Raw genomic sequence first — 16196 nt, 5'->3', positions numbered from 1 at the left:
ACGCTTATTTCTCTATCCAAGGTGTGATTAATACAGGCTTTGCACTCATGGAATCACTGGTAAATTTAAAATCATCGCCTTCCCAGCTGTCTTCCACTGTAAATTTACACACGTTATTCGCGCAACTGACACCGGGCTGCTTGAAAGCAACCTGATTATCAAACTTAACCGAGACTCCTTTCTGCGATGGCAATAAAAAGCTCATTAGCTTACTTACAAAGAAGCCAGATAAGTCCGATAATAATTCATCAAACTCATGATGAAGCTGATAAATGTCAGCTTTGGTTAAATTTTCTAACCCAAAGTGTTCAGCTTCAATCTGAAACTTTAACTGACAATCATGCTTTGGGTTTTGTGGCTCGATGACCAATACCGCTTTGTCTTTGTCTAGCTTGTCGTCGTAAGGGAGTAGTAATTGCGCGTCTTCAGTGTAAGTTAAAGGCGTTTCACTGTTCTCAGTTACAATTTTACCTTTGGCAATTTTGCACGGCTCAAGTGTAGCAATATCAACAATGTAAAAATTAACGCGGGCAAACTCGAACTCACCTTTTTCAATCACCTTCAAACGGTCGTGAAAGCCATCGTAAGACACTACAAAGTTATCGGCCATAGCTGGTTGAGCAAACCCAATAGCCGCTAACGCGAGCGCAAAAAATTTATTCTTCATTAAAATAAGCCTTGTTCTGACGGATCATGTCATTTAATTCTTCAATATACGCATCACCGCGCTCAGAATAAGAAAGCAGGCCTGCAGTCAGCTCTGTTGCATCAATTGGCTTTTTCTCAGCACGTAATTGTGCACGTTTTGCCCTTAGCTCGGTGTACGCATTATGGGTGTTTAAATTTCTAAAATACGATTTAACACTGGCTCTCACAGACTTAAACGCTGCAACTTCATGGGCAGCTTCGTCTGCGCGTCTTTTAGGAACCAAACCGCAGCCCTTCTTGTAACACCACTGTCCAAAAAAGTTAAGGCCAATTCGTGCAAATCTTGATGTACCCCAAGCCGATTCATTGGCTGCCTGCATTAGCGCCAATTCTTTTGGAATAATATCAACATGTACCAAAGCAGTTTGTAGACTTTCGACTGTATAGTCGGCATCACCCAAACGGTAATAAGCAAAAATATCGTCTAGTTTTTTAACTTGTGTTGAGGTCAACTCTTCTTCAAATTGCAGCATCATTAATGCAATCTCAATCGACGCGCGTTGCTGCAAAATAGCTTGGTTTTCTTTTACTACATGAGGTTTTATGAAATCAAAGAATGCCTTTTTCTTGGCTCTTACATCTTTGATATTTGCAAAGTCTGGTAACTCTACATCATGAAGTGGTTTTTCTACTTCCACTTTTTTTACTGGTAGCTGCTCTTGAACAGGCGCTTCAACCACCTCTTCAATCACTTCTTCAGGCTGAATAAATGGGTAAATCAAACCATAAATTGCAACCACAGCAATAACCAGTTTAAGTAAATTTCTTAGCATTTTTTCTCCGATAAAACAGCACATTCCCCGCTTCCATGAATGGGTTGTTACCTGCTAAACACCACACTTTATGCGTTGCGAAAAGCAATTGTAACCTGCACTATGTATACTATTAATGAACTCAAAAGCGCGTAATTATATATAAATTCGCCAATAAAGGCGAATTACCCCAAAATACGCTGAGATTATGTCACTATTTTGATACACCTGAATGAGGAATATTCGAGGATTTATGGACTTGATTTGGCAGCAAAGACGATGTGAACAACGTAAAAATAGACCCAACGATAACCGCTCAGCTTTTCAAGTTGACCGCTCTCGTATTATTCATGCAGCCGCTTTCAGGCGACTGCAAGCCAAGACTCAGATCATGTCAATTGGCGTTAACGACTTTTACCGCACCCGACTAACTCACTCGCTCGAAGTTGCACAAATTGGTACCGGCTTATTACGCCACTTACAAAATAGCCATCCTGATTTTTCACTGTTTCCAAGCACAAGCTTAATTGAAACCTTATGTTTAGCGCATGATATCGGCCACCCGCCATTTGGTCATGGCGGAGAAACCGCACTGAACTTTATGATGCGCGAACACGGTGGCTTTGAGGGCAACGCCCAAACACTGCGCATTGTCGCCAAACTTGAGCCTTACTCAAAAGGGTTCGGCATGAACCTTACTCGCCGCACCTTACTGGGCTTTATAAAATATCCGGCATTAATCAACCAACTTTGGCACTCGCAAGCCGAGCACGACCCTGCTTCGCCATTTATTACTGCCCACCACTGGCTGCCAGCCAAAGGCGTGTATAACTGCGACCAAGACATTTTTGACTGGGTACTCGCGCCTTTCTCAAACGCCGATAAAGACTTACTGCAATCGAATAAACCTTGGGATGACTTTAGAAATAAAACCCAATTTAAGTCGCTCGATTGCGCCATCATGGAAATGGCTGACGACATCGCCTATGCCGTTCACGATTTAGAAGACGCCATTGCCACTGAGACATTGTCGGCCTCTGATTGGCACAACTATGCCATGCCAAAACTCAAAGCGCTGGACTCACCTTGGTTAAAGCAAAACTTAGACGCACTCACGCAGCGCTTATTCTCAGATGACGAGTCACTCAGAAAAGACGCCATTGGCGAGCTTGTAAACTTATTCATTGTAAACAGCAGCATGCAAAAACAAAACGACGCGTTTGAATCAGAGTTACTTAAAAACACCGTGAAACTCGAACCCGAGTTCGCAGCAATTCTGCAAGTGCTGAAAATTTTCGTTTACGAGCGACTCATCCGCGAGCCCAAAATGCAGCAAATAGAATTCAGCGGTCAAAACCTTTTAATGGATTTATTCAAAGCATTCGCCAGCGACCCAATGCGACTACTGCCACACACAACCCAAGTGATCTTTGAAGAAGCAAAAGATGAAAATGCGAGAATGCGCGTACTAACCGACTATTTATCGGGCATGTCTGATGAATATGCGAGAAAGACACATGCGAGATTGTTTGCGGGAGCGGTTTAAAAGAAGAGTCATTGAGGCTCTGTGATTTAATGGGCCTCCAAGAAAATAACTATTATGAATTAAAGCTTTAGAATCGAAGTTTTGGAGAAACAACATCAATACACTTATCACAAAAGAACTCAAATTAATGATGACACTTGGTATATCACTCATCATAGCCATTTTTGTTATTATATGGGCCAGAAGCGAAAGCCCTATCTATAGACCACTTATTCAAGACATGCGCTTAGTCGACTCGGTAAAAATTGCCGATGTATTAGATCAAGAGCGTATTCAATATCGCGCTGATGTTAAAAACCACATGCTTTATGTTGACCAAGCACAATCTGAGCTTGCACGGATCTCGCTGGCTAAAATTGACTATGTTATCGAGTATCCAGAAATCACCAAACACGCAGATTTAAATAAAGCTTATGACGAATTCATGAAACAGAAAAAGTTACAAGAAGAAACTGGAGAGATATGGCAAACGCCATGGTTTTTTAAAACCGTTAGGTTAGCACTCGGTGCAATTGTCATAATCGTGCTCATTCTGTCTGTGGTAAGACCTGCTCTAATGGCGATGTTAAATGAAGACGATGAAACCTAGCTCCCGCACTCTGTTGTGCCTCAATAAAAAACCAGTGCTTCACAGCTTTCACTCAATATTTAGAGCCATCTTGATGTCGTTTATTCCATTCATGGTGCTGTTTTGGTCTAACGAATCAAGTTATGTTTCAATTGATTTATATTACTTCTACACCTCAATTACCTTTGTTGGCCTCTTTTACTTTACTTTTTCTATTATTGGCTGGGTTATTTTCGGCTTACCGACTCATTTCATTGCAACTAAGTTTTTTAACGGCAGTCATTGGTGCTATTTAGGTGGTTTTCTTTTATTCAGCGTCATGGTCATATTCATTTCAGGGGGTATAGACACACTGTGGTTTTACAGCGGGGTAGCTGGGCTGCAAATCGCGTTATTTTTATGGTGCTTTCGGAGAAGTCGATTAATATAAGCTTGCAAGTTAACAAGAAATCTGCGGTTCATAACCGCACTAACTTTTAAAGATTACGAAAGCTTAGTTGGCTAATTAGCCCTACTTTGATGAGTAAATGAAGCATAAAGGTCATATAGTTTTTGCATGTCCAATGGCTTAGATAAATACCCATCAAAGCCTACCTCTTCATATTTTCTAATGTCATCTTCAAAAAGGTTAGCAGTTATTGCTATGATCGGTATATTATTTGACAGTTGTCTAATTGCTTTACATGCTTCTATACCGTCCATATTAGGCATTTGAATATCTAAAAAGATAATATCCACATGTGACTTTGAAAATAAGTCGATGGCTTCTACCCCATCCTTAGCAAATAAAATATGTGTATTTGTGGGTGACATCATCGCCTCGAAGACGACATAGTTGATCATGTTGTCTTCAGCAATTAAAGTTGTAAGCCCTTCGCCATTTGGCACCTTTATATCTTGTTCTTTTACTTGCTCTACATCATGAGTTTGACTCACTTGCAAAGGCAAACTTACGGTAAAAGTGCTTCCCTTACCCAACTCACTTGTCACCTCGATTTGACCATTCATTAAACTAACAATCTCAAAACAAATTGCGGTTCCGAGGCCTGTACCACCATATTGCTTTGAAGTAGACGGCTCTGCTTGTGTAAAACGTTGGAAAATTTGCTGAAGAAAATCCTCACTCATGCCAATGCCAGTATCAGAAACAGAGATTTCCAAGTTCGTCGTTTTTTGTGAAAGATTTACAGAAACCTGGCCTTGCTCGGTAAACTTTACTGCGTTAGATAACAGATTCAACATGATTTGTTTGAGTCTCAACGAATCAAATTGCCAAAACTGTTCCATCTCTAGGTCATATTTAAAGTTCAAGCTAAGTTTTTTTTCAGAAGCAAGGTAGCTCATCTCCCTGACTGCTTCTTCAATAGTCAAAACAATATTTTCACTTTTAATATCAAGTTTAAGCTGGCGTGATTCAAGCTTTGAAATATCAAGTATGTCATTAAGCACACAAAGCAGAAGCTTTGAACTTGAAATACCATTACATAGAAGTTGCTGCTGCTTATGATTAAGTGGTTCACGTTCGAGTAATTGCAGACTCCCTAAAACGCCATTCATAGGTGTGCGTAATTCATGTGACATGTTGGCAAGGAACTGTGATTTAAACGCTTCTGTATTTATTGCTTTATCTCTTGCTAGTGCAAGTTCAGATTTTCCTTCTAAAACTCTGTATGACAAATAAATAGATATCACGCTGGCGTAATAAACAATCGCTTGTTTGTAAATAATGTTTGTTGGACTGAGATGATCTGAAAAAACACCAATTAATGGAGGAATAAGTGCATTAAGTATGAATAAACAGACATTCCACTTAGGGCTACCTAAGTAAATTGAGAAAATAATGCCGATAATTTGTGAAGAGATCCATAGGTGATCAACCGACTCATAAAAAGGTTGATGAAGCAGAAAAAGTGACGTTGTGAATACTGACATCAATGATGGTAAAAAAAGCACGAAGTGGTTTTTGTAAACACGTGATAAAAAATAACTCACGATGAAACCTGAAATAATGAATAACCCACCAATATTGTCGATAATGAAAACAACTGAATCAGTGCCAAATTTAGGAACTATTAGAAAAGTATAGTATAAGAAGAAAAAAGCGACGCAAAAATAAATTGAAGGAAGTAATAACTTGCGTTTATCTTCGAAATCAAGTGCAAGTATTTGTGCAGGAAAGTCTTTGAAAAGAAATATTTTTTGTTCACTCATAGCTGTTTTGATCAATCCGATACAGTATTGGAAGAAAAAGTTATTTTTTATTTTCTTTACTTAATAATTAAGACATCTTGAGCAAAAATATCAATGTTTTTTGGCATTTTAATTTATTTAACCTCAATAATTAGAAATTCTCCTTCTTATACGGTTTAAACTGAGCTTACATGACCTACTTTCTAAATTTGATGAGGCCTCATTCTATACGTAAGATATAACATCGCAGCAAGATATATGTGTATACCAATAAGCATAATCAGGTACAGAATCAAGAACATCATTTGTTCTAACTAAAAACAGAAGATGTAACCTTTAAAGGTCCTGATAATTAAAATGTTTACTCGTAACCAAATTGCTTTTAGTACAACCTAGTTTGTCACAGCAAGCAAACCGCGCAAAGTGGCATCTATAGCGTGCGTTCGCAAAATAATTATGTTTTTAAGTTCTATACTCAGAGATGGTGTAATGTGGGAGACGCCAAAAGTTTAAAGTTTGTTATTGACGCCATAGTCAATTGCAATAAGCCTTTTAATCTCCGCCACCAGTGATATTTGAGCTATCGCTTGAACCACCGCCCAAAGGCTTTGATGAACTAAAAGGTGCATCTTGTGAGCGGTGGAATAACCACAACCCAACCGGTGCAAATACTGGAATTAGCCAAACAATAATAATCTGAGCTATTTTTTGAAAAGCTTCTAAATCAGTCCTCTTAGCCAAGTAAATAGAAACAACTAAATTTAATAGAGCTACAAAAGCTAAAATGATGAACCAGTAATTATTTTCCACATTACCTCCTTGGCGAATAACGCATTGCTTAGCCGACACAATATAGCAGACTAAAGTTAGCTTTGGTTTAGTCTCTTATTATATTTCTTTAAACTCAGGCTTTATTAAGCCAAAACACTTTAAATCATGGAACTCGTTTTTCCAAAAACCACTGGAACGCCTAATTCCTTCCTCTTTGAAACCCAGCTTTTTTAACACCGAGTCAGAAGCTGTATTTCCAATCATAGTATCACCTTGAATACGGTAGAGTTCACCTAATGGTTGGCCATTAGAGAATACAAATTGTATAATCTTACTAACGGCCTCGGAAGCATACCCAACCCCCCAATACTTTGAGGACAACTCGTACCCAATACCTGCACTTTTCATCTTTAGGTTTATTGAGTTAAAACCACACGTACCAATTAACTTTCCCGTACTCTTAACTCGAATAGCCCAACGAACACCACTTTTGTCAGCAAATCGTTGATTAAAAAATTTAATTAACTCCAAAGATTGTTTCTCAGAATCATAAACATCAATATCGTAAAATTTAATAACGTTTTCATCAGAGAAAATATCAAGTAAAGCCTGGCTATCACTTTCTGATAACTCATTAAGAATCAACCGAGGTGTTGCTAGCTCTGGAAATTGCACTTAGTCCTCCTTGAAATATGACGCCTTAATAAACGGCGTATTAATGTTGGCTAAAATTAGCGAACAATGGACCCATAGCCAACTTTAAAATGTTCTTTCGCTTCATCATCTTTTGATGCACAAGGTACTAATATTGTTAGCCCTAATTTTAACTGCCTGTCACAAAAGCATAGCAATTACATAATAACGAAATTTACAAACTTTGCGGTCAACATAAATGCCACACCAACTGCAAAGCCAATTAAAACTGCTTTTAATATGGTGCTTTTATTACTAGATTTTTCTTGAGCAGATTCTGTACTCATATTTAGTACCCCTTAAAAACTCAACTATGTAGTCTCTTAACCTGTAATGTAAGTTCTTATCGTAAAATGTTTAATGGAAGAACTACACTATAGCAATTATTCTAAACAAAAAACTAACTTTGTAATAAGTGCATAGACATTATGACTCCCTCACGGTACTAGCCTCCGCATTTTCGTGGGTTAGCTTAAAGCCATAGCCATAATTAGTTTGTCAAATAACTAAACAGCAGAGGCTAGCATGACTAAACACAACATACTTTTCACAATGACTTACATACTCATAAAGAGTTTATTGAAGTCGCTTACATTGAAGATAATCGGGGTGCAAAACCCATTCATTTTGGACGAGTATCTTCAGCCAAGTTAGCCATAAAGAAGCTCATTCGTCAGTTTGAGTCTAAATACCCTCATTCAACCCTGCATTTTGTTTATGAAGCTGACCCTTGTGGTTACTGGATTTATCGCTTAATCACTTCTCTTGGACATTGCTGTTACGTAGTTGCCCCTTCACTCATTACTAAAAAACCTGGTGAGCGCGTAAAAACTGACAAGCGTGATGCCCTTAAACTAGCTAAATTACTTAAGTCCGAAGACCTAACCCCTATTTATGTACCTGAGCCGGAAGATGGAGATGTTCGTGATTTATCTCGTGCTCGAGAGGTCGCAATGAAAGACCTAAAAGATGCAAAGTACCAGCTAAAAGCACTGCTCCTTCGTAACAATATCAACTATGCAGGCACTGCAAACTGGTCTCTCAAACACTTACGGTGGCTCACTGAACTAGTACTGCCGCACCCCGCACAACAAATCGTTTTACAAGAATTTATTCAAACTATAAATTAGCGAATGGCAAGATTAGCGCGACTTGATAACGAACTAGCACACCATGTTTATCAATGGCGTTACTACCCCGTTGTTAAAGCTATTCAATCTATGCATGGGGTTCGTTTGCTTGTGGCTGCTGGTGTTGTGGCTGAGCTTGGCGATTTAACCCGCTTCGACCATCCGCGTAAGCTGATGAGTTACCTCGGTCTTGTACCTGATGAACACTCAAGTGGCGGTAAAAGGCATATTGGTGCAATTACTAAATGTGGTAATGGTCGAGCAAGACGATTGTTAGTCGAAGGTGCTCATAGTTATCGCTATGCTGCCAACATATCAACTGAGTTACAAAAACGACAAGAAGGTTTACCAAAACAGATTGTTGATATCGCATGGAAAGCACAATTCAGGCTCTGCAAGCGCTATAAAAAGCTCATTAATAAAGGCAAGCATTACAACCTTGTGGTCACCGCGATTGCGCGAGAAATGATTGCCTATATCTGCGCCATTGCAAAACACATTGTACTCACACCAGTAAATACAAAATTAAGATTATCTAGAGTACCTGCTTAATATGAACGAATTAGAGTTAATGTATTGAGTCAAGCATCGGGTGTGGCACAACCAACGACGGCGTTAGGATGGCAATATTGCTAGCGCAACATTGAACCACAAACATAGACTGAAGACAGTGTCGCTGTGAAGCAGCCACGTCGAGTTAAGTAAGGTCTGCTCTGTTACTAGCAATAGTAATAACCAACGAATATCACCGGGCCGACGCTTCGCCAAGATAACCGACGAAATTACTTGCTTTATCCTATGCGTTAACTCGCTCTAATTTGAGTTAAGAGATTATGGCTTAAAGTTAGGCAAGGATCAGTGTGTTTAACTTGACAGTGGGAGTAATACCAACGCTTGCCTAACCAGCGAGAAATAGCAAGCTAAAGTTAGCGACGAAGGAGCGCAAGCCTGCTGTTTTGCGTCCTTTGGTTTAGGCACTTGTTAGGTTTACTTAAAACCAGCAAGGGCAACCTTATCACTTTTATCAAATTCGATTACACATTGATTGGTGACAAAAAAGAGCTTACTACTAAACACAATAGTTGAACCACTTTCGTTAACAGAATGCGTGTAGCTGGATAAGTTAGCTGTATCAAGTTGCCTAGCTACACTTGATTTCATTACACCCTCCGAAAAATTACTACAAAGATAGAAAACCTCATCTTTACCTACTTTCCAAAAGATTGCTCCCGTAGTGATTAAAGCAATTATAATTAATAAGCTGATAAGTAGTCTTTTATTGCCCGTTTTCATCCTGATGCTTCCAGATATACTTGTAAACCTAACGCTCGGCTCAACTGCCGGAGGCCAATGGCACCGTTTTTGCCGCTCCATCGCAAAAAAGGTGACAGTGGTCGGAGGTCATATTGCAGCCTTTTGTTAGGCATTTCTCACAATTAATTAAGATATATTTAAGTCAAATTCGCCATATAATGACTTAGAGAATCCATCAATTCCAGGATAAAGTGTTTCACTTGTAATGTTCATTAGCTTTAATTCTTTACGTATTTCATTATGTAAACTCTTAGGAATCCTAACTTTCAATAATGCACATTCATCTTGCAGTACATCAAGTTCATCAACATAACTATCTATTACCCTACTTTCTGGTAACTCTTTTTGAAAACGATTTACTGTTAGTGACAAGTTGTATTCAAATGATTGCCTCCCTTCAAAAGGTACGGCAAATAATCCTTGTTGTCTGGATAATCTTTCATGGATATTGAAAGGCTCAACTAGCATTACTAAAGGGCTTAAGGTTTGTTCTTTAAGTGCATCATTGCAATACTCCCTAGTTCCGAATTTATTCTCATCATCCAGCCCTCTCCATTCTTCTGTTTCTAGTCCTTTCTGTTTAACCAAATCTTTATTAAGACAGTATACTGAAGACTCTTTAAATGATTGGTCTATTGAAAAAAATAGTGAAACATAATAAGAGTATGAAAAATCTAATAACCTAGTTGGGCCACCATGATGTTGAATTAAAGATAACCACTCCAAAATATTTTCTTTCTCTGGAAGTTTATCCAAATAATGGACGGCTCTTCGTTGAAACTTATCTATGATATTTTGCTCTACTTGAGGAACACTTCTAATATCGGTAGTGTTTATTTTAGCCCCTCTTTCAAGGGTAGTTTGTAAAGACCAGTCACTATCAGCCTGTCCTCTAAAGACCCACCCTTCAATAATTTTAAATAATTCTATACAGTCGCTCCAAGAGTCAACGGTGTACTCACAGAATATATTTTCACTATGCTGATTCATCTAATCTTCTTTTTCTTTATTATTTCTAAAACGCTACAATTTAGGGGAACAGTGATGCCTAACGAATGAGATGGACTCCCCCTTTCTAGGCACTTGTGCCATGTTTAAGGTGCGACACTCAAATAAGAGGGATCCATCATGAATAACATTAAAACACTTGGTATCGATTTAGCAAAAAATTCATTCTCTCTTGTTGGAATGAATGCTCATGGAAAGGTTGTGTTCAGGAAAACATTATCGCGTAAAAAGCTACTCGCCTTTATTGCACAACTCAATCCTTGCTTCATCGCCATGGAAGCCTGCTCTGGTGCGTATTCTTGGGCGCGAGAGTTTAAACTTCTTGGTCACCAAGTGGCGATTATCGCCGCGTTCTTCATATAAACGAAAGTATCGAACCTTTTCGTACCGGCGGTAAAAATGATAATAACGATGCCGAAGCAATTTGTGAAGCCGCTATGCGACCTAATATCTGACATGTTCCTGTAAAAACCGCCGAACAACAGGCCGTTATGACTCTCCATAGAGTTAGGCAAGGCTTAGTTAAAGAGCACACCTCTATGATTAATCAGCTTAGAGGCTTGCTGAGCGAGTTTGGTATCATCATCCCCAAAGGTCGTTACAGCTTACATGATGTCATTGGGGATATTTTAGAAGACGCTGATAATAAACTTCCCCATCTTGCGCGAGAGATGACAAGCAATCTATGGCTACGTATTAAACAAGCAAATGAACAAATACTCAGTTATGACCGAGCATTATCGAAACAGGTTAGAGAAGACTCTGTCGCCAAGCGTTTAATGACCATTCGAGGTGTCGGTGAGCAAGTTGCAACTGCTGTTACAGCCAATGTGCCTGACCCTAGGTTATTCAGAAATAGCCGCCAATTCTGTGCATGGTTAGGATTAGTACCTCGCCAGTTCACCACAGGTGGCAAAATACGACTCGGAAGAATTACTAAGCGTGGTGATAAATATCTTCGAATGTGCCTCGTTCATGGGGCAAGAGCTGTAATGGCAAATCTAAGAGAAAAAGAAGATAAAGTCAGTTGTTGGATACGTGAGCTTATCGCTCGTCGTGGATATCTCAAAGCCGATGTCGCATTAGCTGCAAGAAACGCCAGACTTATTTGGACGCTGATGGTTAAACAAGAAGATTACAAGGTCATTAATTAATCTGAATGACTATGCACTATTTATTAAAGCTACCATTATGAAGTAACACGATTTATTTAGTTTTGAAGGTTTATCTGTTTTACTCGAGTCCTGCGAAGGCATCGATGACAATTAGGTCAGACCGAGGAAGCCATAGCCTGTTTATGGCGAGTGAGCTTAAAAAGCTCGTCTAACGAATACTCATCTAGGTCCGAGTTTAATACTCAATCAATAGGCCGAATGTAGAGGTGCAGTCTTATATCTAATTATCAAAGGTGAATTCGTTGACAATCGGGGGAGTCCATGTAGCCTCAATAACCGGCGGATAACGCTTGGCTAAAATGGGAGCAACGCGACCCAGCCAAGCGTTAGGCGTCCGTGTTGATTGGTTTGTTATGCGGTTGGTAGTTCAATAGCTTGATAGCATGGTTGTGAAAATAATCGTCAATTTCGAGTACCGAAATACTCCCTGAACCAAGTTTGTAATCAATGTACGCCATACTTTCGATGTCGATCATTTGGAAAGCAGCAATGACAAAGCTAGCTGAAAAACCATGCGCAACGACGATAGTATTTTCATCGCTATTGCTCAAAACTGATTTTACAAAATCTACAACCCTAACTGCCACGTCTCTTGGTGACTCTGCTCCCTCACAAATACGATGATCGAGACGATTTCCCTTTTTAGGTGGAAAGCGAATTAATTTATTATGGTCTGCTTGTGGTAATCCTTCATTTTTACCGAAAGACATTTCTCTTAATCGACTATCCAAATGGATTTTTGCGTTACCACGGATAATCTCGGCGGTTTGTCTTGCTCTATTAAGGTCGGATGAAAAGACATTGTGTATGTGTGGATTAAAACCCAGCTCCATAATTTTTTCTTTAATCAGTTTGGCTTGTTCTACACCTTTTTCAGTTAACTCAGAGTTGTACCAACCACCAACCAGACGTTCAACACTGTGACTGGCTTCTGAATGAGTAACTAAACATATTCTTTTCATTGCACGTCCTTATCTAAAACCGCATAACGCCTCGCTTAACCGGCGCAAAATAGCAGGCTAAAATTAGCGACGAAGGAGCGCAAGCCTGCTGTTTTGCGTCCTTTGGTTGAAGCGTTTGTTATGTTTCAATGTACTCGCAACACGTTTGAAAAGTAAAACTTTCGTTTTCACCGACACCTTCATTTTCAAACTCAACGAAAATAGTTCCAGACACCTTGAAACTTCCGTCTTCATTTTTCGTGATAATTAGTTCCTTAACATCACACCAGTTATGAGCACAACCAATATAAACAGAACCTTCGGCATCTGTATAAATTGAGTGACTCAAATTCATTCCATCTAACCTTGAAGGTGAGCTTAAGTCCAGTTTATACCAATCTAAAATAATTTCAGTTTTAGTAGGCTGCTCATCATAATCTAAACCAGAATCAAACTCTGTAAGAGGAAGGGTTACTCTGTGGAAAAGAGTTTTAGGCAAGCCAATGCTCTCGTTTTCAAACCAGTATGATTGGATAACTCCATTCTTAACTTGGGTTTTACTCTGTAGTCCGATTTTCACCTAAGCCTCCTTGAAACATAGACATAATGACTCCCACACAGTGCTAGCCTCCGCATTTTCGTGGGTTAGCTTAAAGCCAGAGCCATAATTAGTTTGTCAAATAACTAAATAGCAAAGGCTAGCATGACTAAACATAACATACTTTTCATTGGCTTAGATACTCATAAAGAGTTTGTTGAAGTCGCTTATATTGAAGACCAACGCGGCGCTCAACCTATCCATCACGGCCGAATTCCTTCCTCTAAAGTCGCTATTAAAAAGCTTATCAGTCAATTTGAATCTAAATATCCCAGTGCAACCCTGCATTTTGTTTATGAAGCTGGCCCTTGTGGGTATTGGGTTTACTGCTTAATTACTTCTCTTGGACATTGCTGCTACGTGGTTGCACCCTCGCTTATTCCTAAAAAGCCTGGGGAGCGCGTAAAAACTGACAGGCGTGACGCTCTGAAGCTTGCAAAACTTCTCAAATCTGAAGACTTAACCCCTATTTATGTACCTGAGCCGGAAGATGAAGCTGTTCGTGATTTATCTCGCGCTCGAGAAGTCGCGATGAAAGACTTAAAAGATGCCAAATACCAGATAAAAGCGCTCCTTCTTCGCAACAATATCAACTATGCAGGTACTAGTACTGCCGCATCCAGCACAGCAAATCGTTTTACAAGAGTTTATTCAAACCATTAACGAACGAATTACAAGATTGGAGCGACTCGACAACGAACTCTCTCACCATGTGTATCAGTGGCGTTACTACCCCGTTGTGAAAGCCATTCAGGCTATGCGCGGTGTTCGTTTACTCGTAGCCGCTGGTGTTGTGGCTGAGCTTGGTGATTTAACGCGCTTCGACCATCCCCGTAAACTAATGAGCTATCTTGGCCTCGTACCAAGTGAACACTCGAGCGGCGGTAAAAGACATATTGGCGCAATTACTAAATGTGGCAATGGTCGCGCAAGGCGGTTATTAGTCGAAGGCGCTCATAGTTACCGTCATGCTGCTAACATATCCACCGAGTTACAAAAACGACAAGAAGGCTTACCAAAACAGATTGTTGATATCGCATGGAAAGCACAACTAAGACTCTGTAAACGTTATAAGAAGCTCATTAATAAAGGCAAACATTACAACCTCGTTGTCATCGCCATTGCCCGTGAAATGATTGCTTATATCTGGGCAATCGCAAAAGAAGTGGTGCTAGTCCCCGTTAATCCAAAATTACGAATTGCTCGAGTACCCGCTTAATATGAACGAATTAGAGTTAATGCATTGGGTTAAGCATCGGGTGTGGCACAACCACCGACGGCGTTAAGATGGCAATGCTGCTAACGCAGAATTGAACCACGAACATAGACTGAAAACAGGTGCCACGTCGAGTTAAGTAAGGTCTGCTCTGCTCATGAAAACGAGTAACCAACGAATATCACCGGGGCGACGCTTCGCCATTAAAACCGACGAAATTACTTGCTTCATCCAATGTATTAACTCGCTCTAATTCGAGATGAGAAATTATGGCTTAAAAGTTAAGCAGGGATCAGTGTGTTTAACTTGACAGTGGGAGTCATTCCAACGCCCCAATAACCGGCGCAGCTTTGCTGCGTCCGGCGCCAAAGGCGCGAAGTTGATTGGCTTGTTATGTGCCTCATTTATGATGTACGGTTTTTGGGCTTTAATAGAAAAGCCAATGGGATAGAAAAGGGCCCCAAGAAGGCTGCTGCTAAATCGAGCAGAAAACCAAATTTAAGACCGCGGCGTTTACCAATGAAATATAAGGCTAAGCCACCGATTATCCATATTGCCACTAAGATATAAGCCGTCATAGATGTGTTTCCCATCGTTTTAATCCTCGTGAGATAGATACAGGGTGAATTCTTTAAGCAGAGATTCAGTATCTTTCCCATAAGATTCTTGAAGAGCTTCACCGAACTCAACCCCGGATAGAAGTGACTTTATCAAGTTATCGAATTCTTGGGGATTTGAGTCGTGTATAAAATGCACAATCAATGCACCAACTCTATAGAGTAACCAGTTTACAACTCCGTCTTTAGTTACTGCATCAGCTGCATTTTGAGTAAAGAACAAAAAGTTCAATTTGCCTGACAAGTAGGCTTCCTTTTCCTTGTGACTCATTAATTCCAATACTTCTTTTTCTACTGTGTAATCAGCCCCTCCATTGGCGACAAACTCAGCGATCCCTTCTCTAAACCATAGCGGAATTCCTTCCATATGTGCTTTCTCACCGAGGTGAGTATAAAAAAGGTAGTGCGTCAATTCATGCGAAGTTAATCTTTTGGCTGTTCCTCTACTGAATGCGCCTGGAGACAAAAACAACTTGCCCCAATACACAGCCCCTCTAACATTTTTGGATAAAAACACATATTCATTAAAAGACTCCTGGGAGGCACATATATAAATCTCCACTGGCTTTTTGAAATTAGCGTTAAGCGCGTACTCTACTGCACCTTGGCTGTCATTTAAGAAGCCACTCAGAATAAGAGCGCTTCGCTTTGCAGGCGCTTCGTATCTAATACGATTATCAGCTTGTAGAACTAGAAAATGATCAGTAGATTTGTACTTGGCTAAGATAGCTTTGACCAATACAGGCTGTGTTATTGCAAGAGCAACAACACAAATAATAACTAGTGATATTGCCCAAATTATAGGTTTCTTAAATTTCATCCGATTAAAACTTTATATCTTGGCGCTGGAAGCACATAACGCCGTTGTAATCGGCAAAAAATTGTTGGCTAAAATGTGAAGCGAAGCGTAACAGCCAACAGTTTTTTGTCCGCGTTGACGACCTTGTTATGCGTTGACACACCACTTTC

At 39.8% G+C, this 16196-nt stretch carries 14 protein-coding genes and 4 pseudogenes; 6 read left to right on the top strand and 12 right to left on the bottom strand.

What is annotated here, in order from left to right:
* Nucleotides 1-4: 4 nt before the first annotated feature.
* Nucleotides 5-667, bottom strand: a complete 663-nt coding sequence (locus ACGHEH_RS08945) for a DUF2987 domain-containing protein (protein ID WP_390444241.1) — start codon at nucleotides 665-667, stop codon at nucleotides 5-7.
* Nucleotides 657-1481: a glucosaminidase domain-containing protein gene (locus ACGHEH_RS08940; RefSeq protein WP_349286480.1), complete on the bottom strand. Its 825-nt coding sequence runs from the start codon at nucleotides 1479-1481 to the stop codon at nucleotides 657-659. Before ACGHEH_RS08940 ends, ACGHEH_RS08945 begins: the two co-directional genes overlap by 11 nt.
* A gap of 232 nt (nucleotides 1482-1713) precedes the next feature.
* Here ACGHEH_RS08940 and ACGHEH_RS08935 point away from each other — a divergent pair, with 232 nt between their 5' ends.
* Together ACGHEH_RS08935 and ACGHEH_RS08930 are read left to right on the top strand one after the other, a co-directional pair.
* On the top strand, nucleotides 1714-3006 hold the full coding sequence (locus ACGHEH_RS08935) for an anti-phage deoxyguanosine triphosphatase (protein ID WP_390444237.1): 1293 nt from the start codon (nucleotides 1714-1716) through the stop codon (nucleotides 3004-3006).
* 127 nt (nucleotides 3007-3133) lie between these two features.
* On the top strand, nucleotides 3134-3595 hold the full coding sequence (locus ACGHEH_RS08930; protein ID WP_390444235.1) for a hypothetical protein: 462 nt from the start codon (nucleotides 3134-3136) through the stop codon (nucleotides 3593-3595).
* A 480-nt stretch (nucleotides 3596-4075) separates the two neighbouring features.
* On the opposite strand, the gene ACGHEH_RS08925 is transcribed toward ACGHEH_RS08930, so the two are convergent.
* The gene (locus tag ACGHEH_RS08925) at nucleotides 4076-5785 is read right to left on the bottom strand and encodes an ATP-binding protein (RefSeq protein ID WP_390444232.1); all 1710 of its coding nucleotides are present in this window, start codon (nucleotides 5783-5785) and stop codon (nucleotides 4076-4078) included.
* 378 nt (nucleotides 5786-6163) lie between these two features.
* Here ACGHEH_RS08925 and ACGHEH_RS08920 point away from each other — a divergent pair.
* Nucleotides 6164-6277, top strand: a pseudogene (locus ACGHEH_RS08920) (IS110 family transposase); the annotation flags it as partial.
* 39 nt (nucleotides 6278-6316) lie between these two features.
* Here the strand turns inward: ACGHEH_RS08920 and ACGHEH_RS08915 are convergent.
* The 3 genes from ACGHEH_RS08915 to ACGHEH_RS08905 form a co-directional block, all read right to left on the bottom strand.
* On the bottom strand, nucleotides 6317-6574 hold the full coding sequence (locus ACGHEH_RS08915; protein WP_349286476.1) for a hypothetical protein: 258 nt from the start codon (nucleotides 6572-6574) through the stop codon (nucleotides 6317-6319).
* Between the two features lie 78 nt (nucleotides 6575-6652).
* A complete protein-coding gene (locus tag ACGHEH_RS08910) occupies nucleotides 6653-7210 on the bottom strand; it encodes a GNAT family N-acetyltransferase (protein ID WP_390444230.1) in 558 nt (185 codons plus the stop codon).
* 176 nt (nucleotides 7211-7386) lie between these two features.
* The gene (locus tag ACGHEH_RS08905; RefSeq protein ID WP_390444228.1) at nucleotides 7387-7515 is read right to left on the bottom strand and encodes a hypothetical protein; all 129 of its coding nucleotides are present in this window, start codon (nucleotides 7513-7515) and stop codon (nucleotides 7387-7389) included.
* A 238-nt stretch (nucleotides 7516-7753) separates the two neighbouring features.
* Between ACGHEH_RS08905 and ACGHEH_RS08900 the strand changes: the two are divergent.
* Nucleotides 7754-8910 (top strand): annotated as a pseudogene (locus ACGHEH_RS08900) (IS110 family transposase).
* A gap of 435 nt (nucleotides 8911-9345) precedes the next feature.
* On the opposite strand, the gene ACGHEH_RS08895 reads toward ACGHEH_RS08900, so the two are convergent.
* Nucleotides 9346-9651, bottom strand: a complete 306-nt coding sequence (locus ACGHEH_RS08895) for a hypothetical protein (RefSeq protein WP_390444226.1) — start codon at nucleotides 9649-9651, stop codon at nucleotides 9346-9348.
* Nucleotides 9652-9798: 147 nt separating this feature from the next.
* Nucleotides 9799-10662: an FRG domain-containing protein gene (locus ACGHEH_RS08890; RefSeq protein WP_390444223.1), complete on the bottom strand. Its 864-nt coding sequence runs from the start codon at nucleotides 10660-10662 to the stop codon at nucleotides 9799-9801.
* Nucleotides 10663-10800: 138 nt separating this feature from the next.
* Here ACGHEH_RS08890 and ACGHEH_RS08885 point away from each other — a divergent pair.
* Nucleotides 10801-11834, top strand: a pseudogene (locus tag ACGHEH_RS08885) (IS110 family transposase).
* Nucleotides 11835-12181: 347 nt separating this feature from the next.
* On the opposite strand, the gene ACGHEH_RS08880 reads toward ACGHEH_RS08885, so the two are convergent.
* Both ACGHEH_RS08880 and ACGHEH_RS08875 read right to left on the bottom strand, forming a co-directional pair.
* The gene (locus ACGHEH_RS08880) at nucleotides 12182-12817 is read right to left on the bottom strand and encodes a histidine phosphatase family protein (RefSeq protein WP_390444221.1); all 636 of its coding nucleotides are present in this window, start codon (nucleotides 12815-12817) and stop codon (nucleotides 12182-12184) included.
* Between the two features lie 118 nt (nucleotides 12818-12935).
* Entirely contained in the window at nucleotides 12936-13376 is a 441-nt protein-coding gene (locus ACGHEH_RS08875; RefSeq protein WP_390444218.1) for a hypothetical protein, read from the bottom strand.
* A gap of 123 nt (nucleotides 13377-13499) precedes the next feature.
* Between ACGHEH_RS08875 and ACGHEH_RS08870 the strand changes: the two are divergent.
* A pseudogene (locus ACGHEH_RS08870) lies at nucleotides 13500-14613 on the top strand (IS110 family transposase).
* A 401-nt stretch (nucleotides 14614-15014) separates the two neighbouring features.
* Here ACGHEH_RS08870 and ACGHEH_RS08865 read toward each other — a convergent pair.
* Nucleotides 15015-15203, bottom strand: coding sequence for a hypothetical protein (locus ACGHEH_RS08865; protein WP_390444216.1), 189 nt, complete (start codon nucleotides 15201-15203; stop codon nucleotides 15015-15017).
* A gap of 4 nt (nucleotides 15204-15207) precedes the next feature.
* A complete protein-coding gene (locus ACGHEH_RS08860; protein ID WP_390444213.1) occupies nucleotides 15208-16047 on the bottom strand; it encodes a peptidase MA family metallohydrolase in 840 nt (279 codons plus the stop codon).
* Nucleotides 16048-16196 lie beyond the last annotated feature (149 nt).

Source organism: Pseudoalteromonas sp. MTN2-4, from assembly GCF_042848605.1.
Classification (GTDB): domain Bacteria; phylum Pseudomonadota; class Gammaproteobacteria; order Enterobacterales; family Alteromonadaceae; genus Pseudoalteromonas.
Note: the sequence above shows the minus strand (reverse complement) of the source record. Positions and strands in the feature narration are given on the sequence as shown.

Bases quoted from the DNA above. Each gene is read 5' to 3' on its own strand.
- ACGHEH_RS08935 (WP_390444237.1), top strand. From the start codon at position 1,714: ATGGACTTGATTTGGCAGCAAAGACGATGTGAACAACGTAAAAATAGA.
- ACGHEH_RS08895 (WP_390444226.1), bottom strand. From the start codon at position 9,651: ATGAAAACGGGCAATAAAAGACTACTTATCAGCTTATTAATTATAATT.
- ACGHEH_RS08940 (WP_349286480.1), bottom strand. From the start codon at position 1,481: ATGCTAAGAAATTTACTTAAACTGGTTATTGCTGTGGTTGCAATTTAT.
- ACGHEH_RS08945 (WP_390444241.1), bottom strand. From the start codon at position 667: ATGAAGAATAAATTTTTTGCGCTCGCGTTAGCGGCTATTGGGTTTGCT.
- ACGHEH_RS08860 (WP_390444213.1), bottom strand. From the start codon at position 16,047: ATGAAATTTAAGAAACCTATAATTTGGGCAATATCACTAGTTATTATT.
- ACGHEH_RS08925 (WP_390444232.1), bottom strand. From the start codon at position 5,785: ATGAGTGAACAAAAAATATTTCTTTTCAAAGACTTTCCTGCACAAATA.
- ACGHEH_RS08930 (WP_390444235.1), top strand. From the start codon at position 3,134: ATGATGACACTTGGTATATCACTCATCATAGCCATTTTTGTTATTATA.
- ACGHEH_RS08880 (WP_390444221.1), bottom strand. From the start codon at position 12,817: ATGAAAAGAATATGTTTAGTTACTCATTCAGAAGCCAGTCACAGTGTT.
- ACGHEH_RS08865 (WP_390444216.1), bottom strand. From the start codon at position 15,203: ATGGGAAACACATCTATGACGGCTTATATCTTAGTGGCAATATGGATA.
- ACGHEH_RS08890 (WP_390444223.1), bottom strand. From the start codon at position 10,662: ATGAATCAGCATAGTGAAAATATATTCTGTGAGTACACCGTTGACTCT.
- ACGHEH_RS08905 (WP_390444228.1), bottom strand. From the start codon at position 7,515: ATGAGTACAGAATCTGCTCAAGAAAAATCTAGTAATAAAAGCACCATA.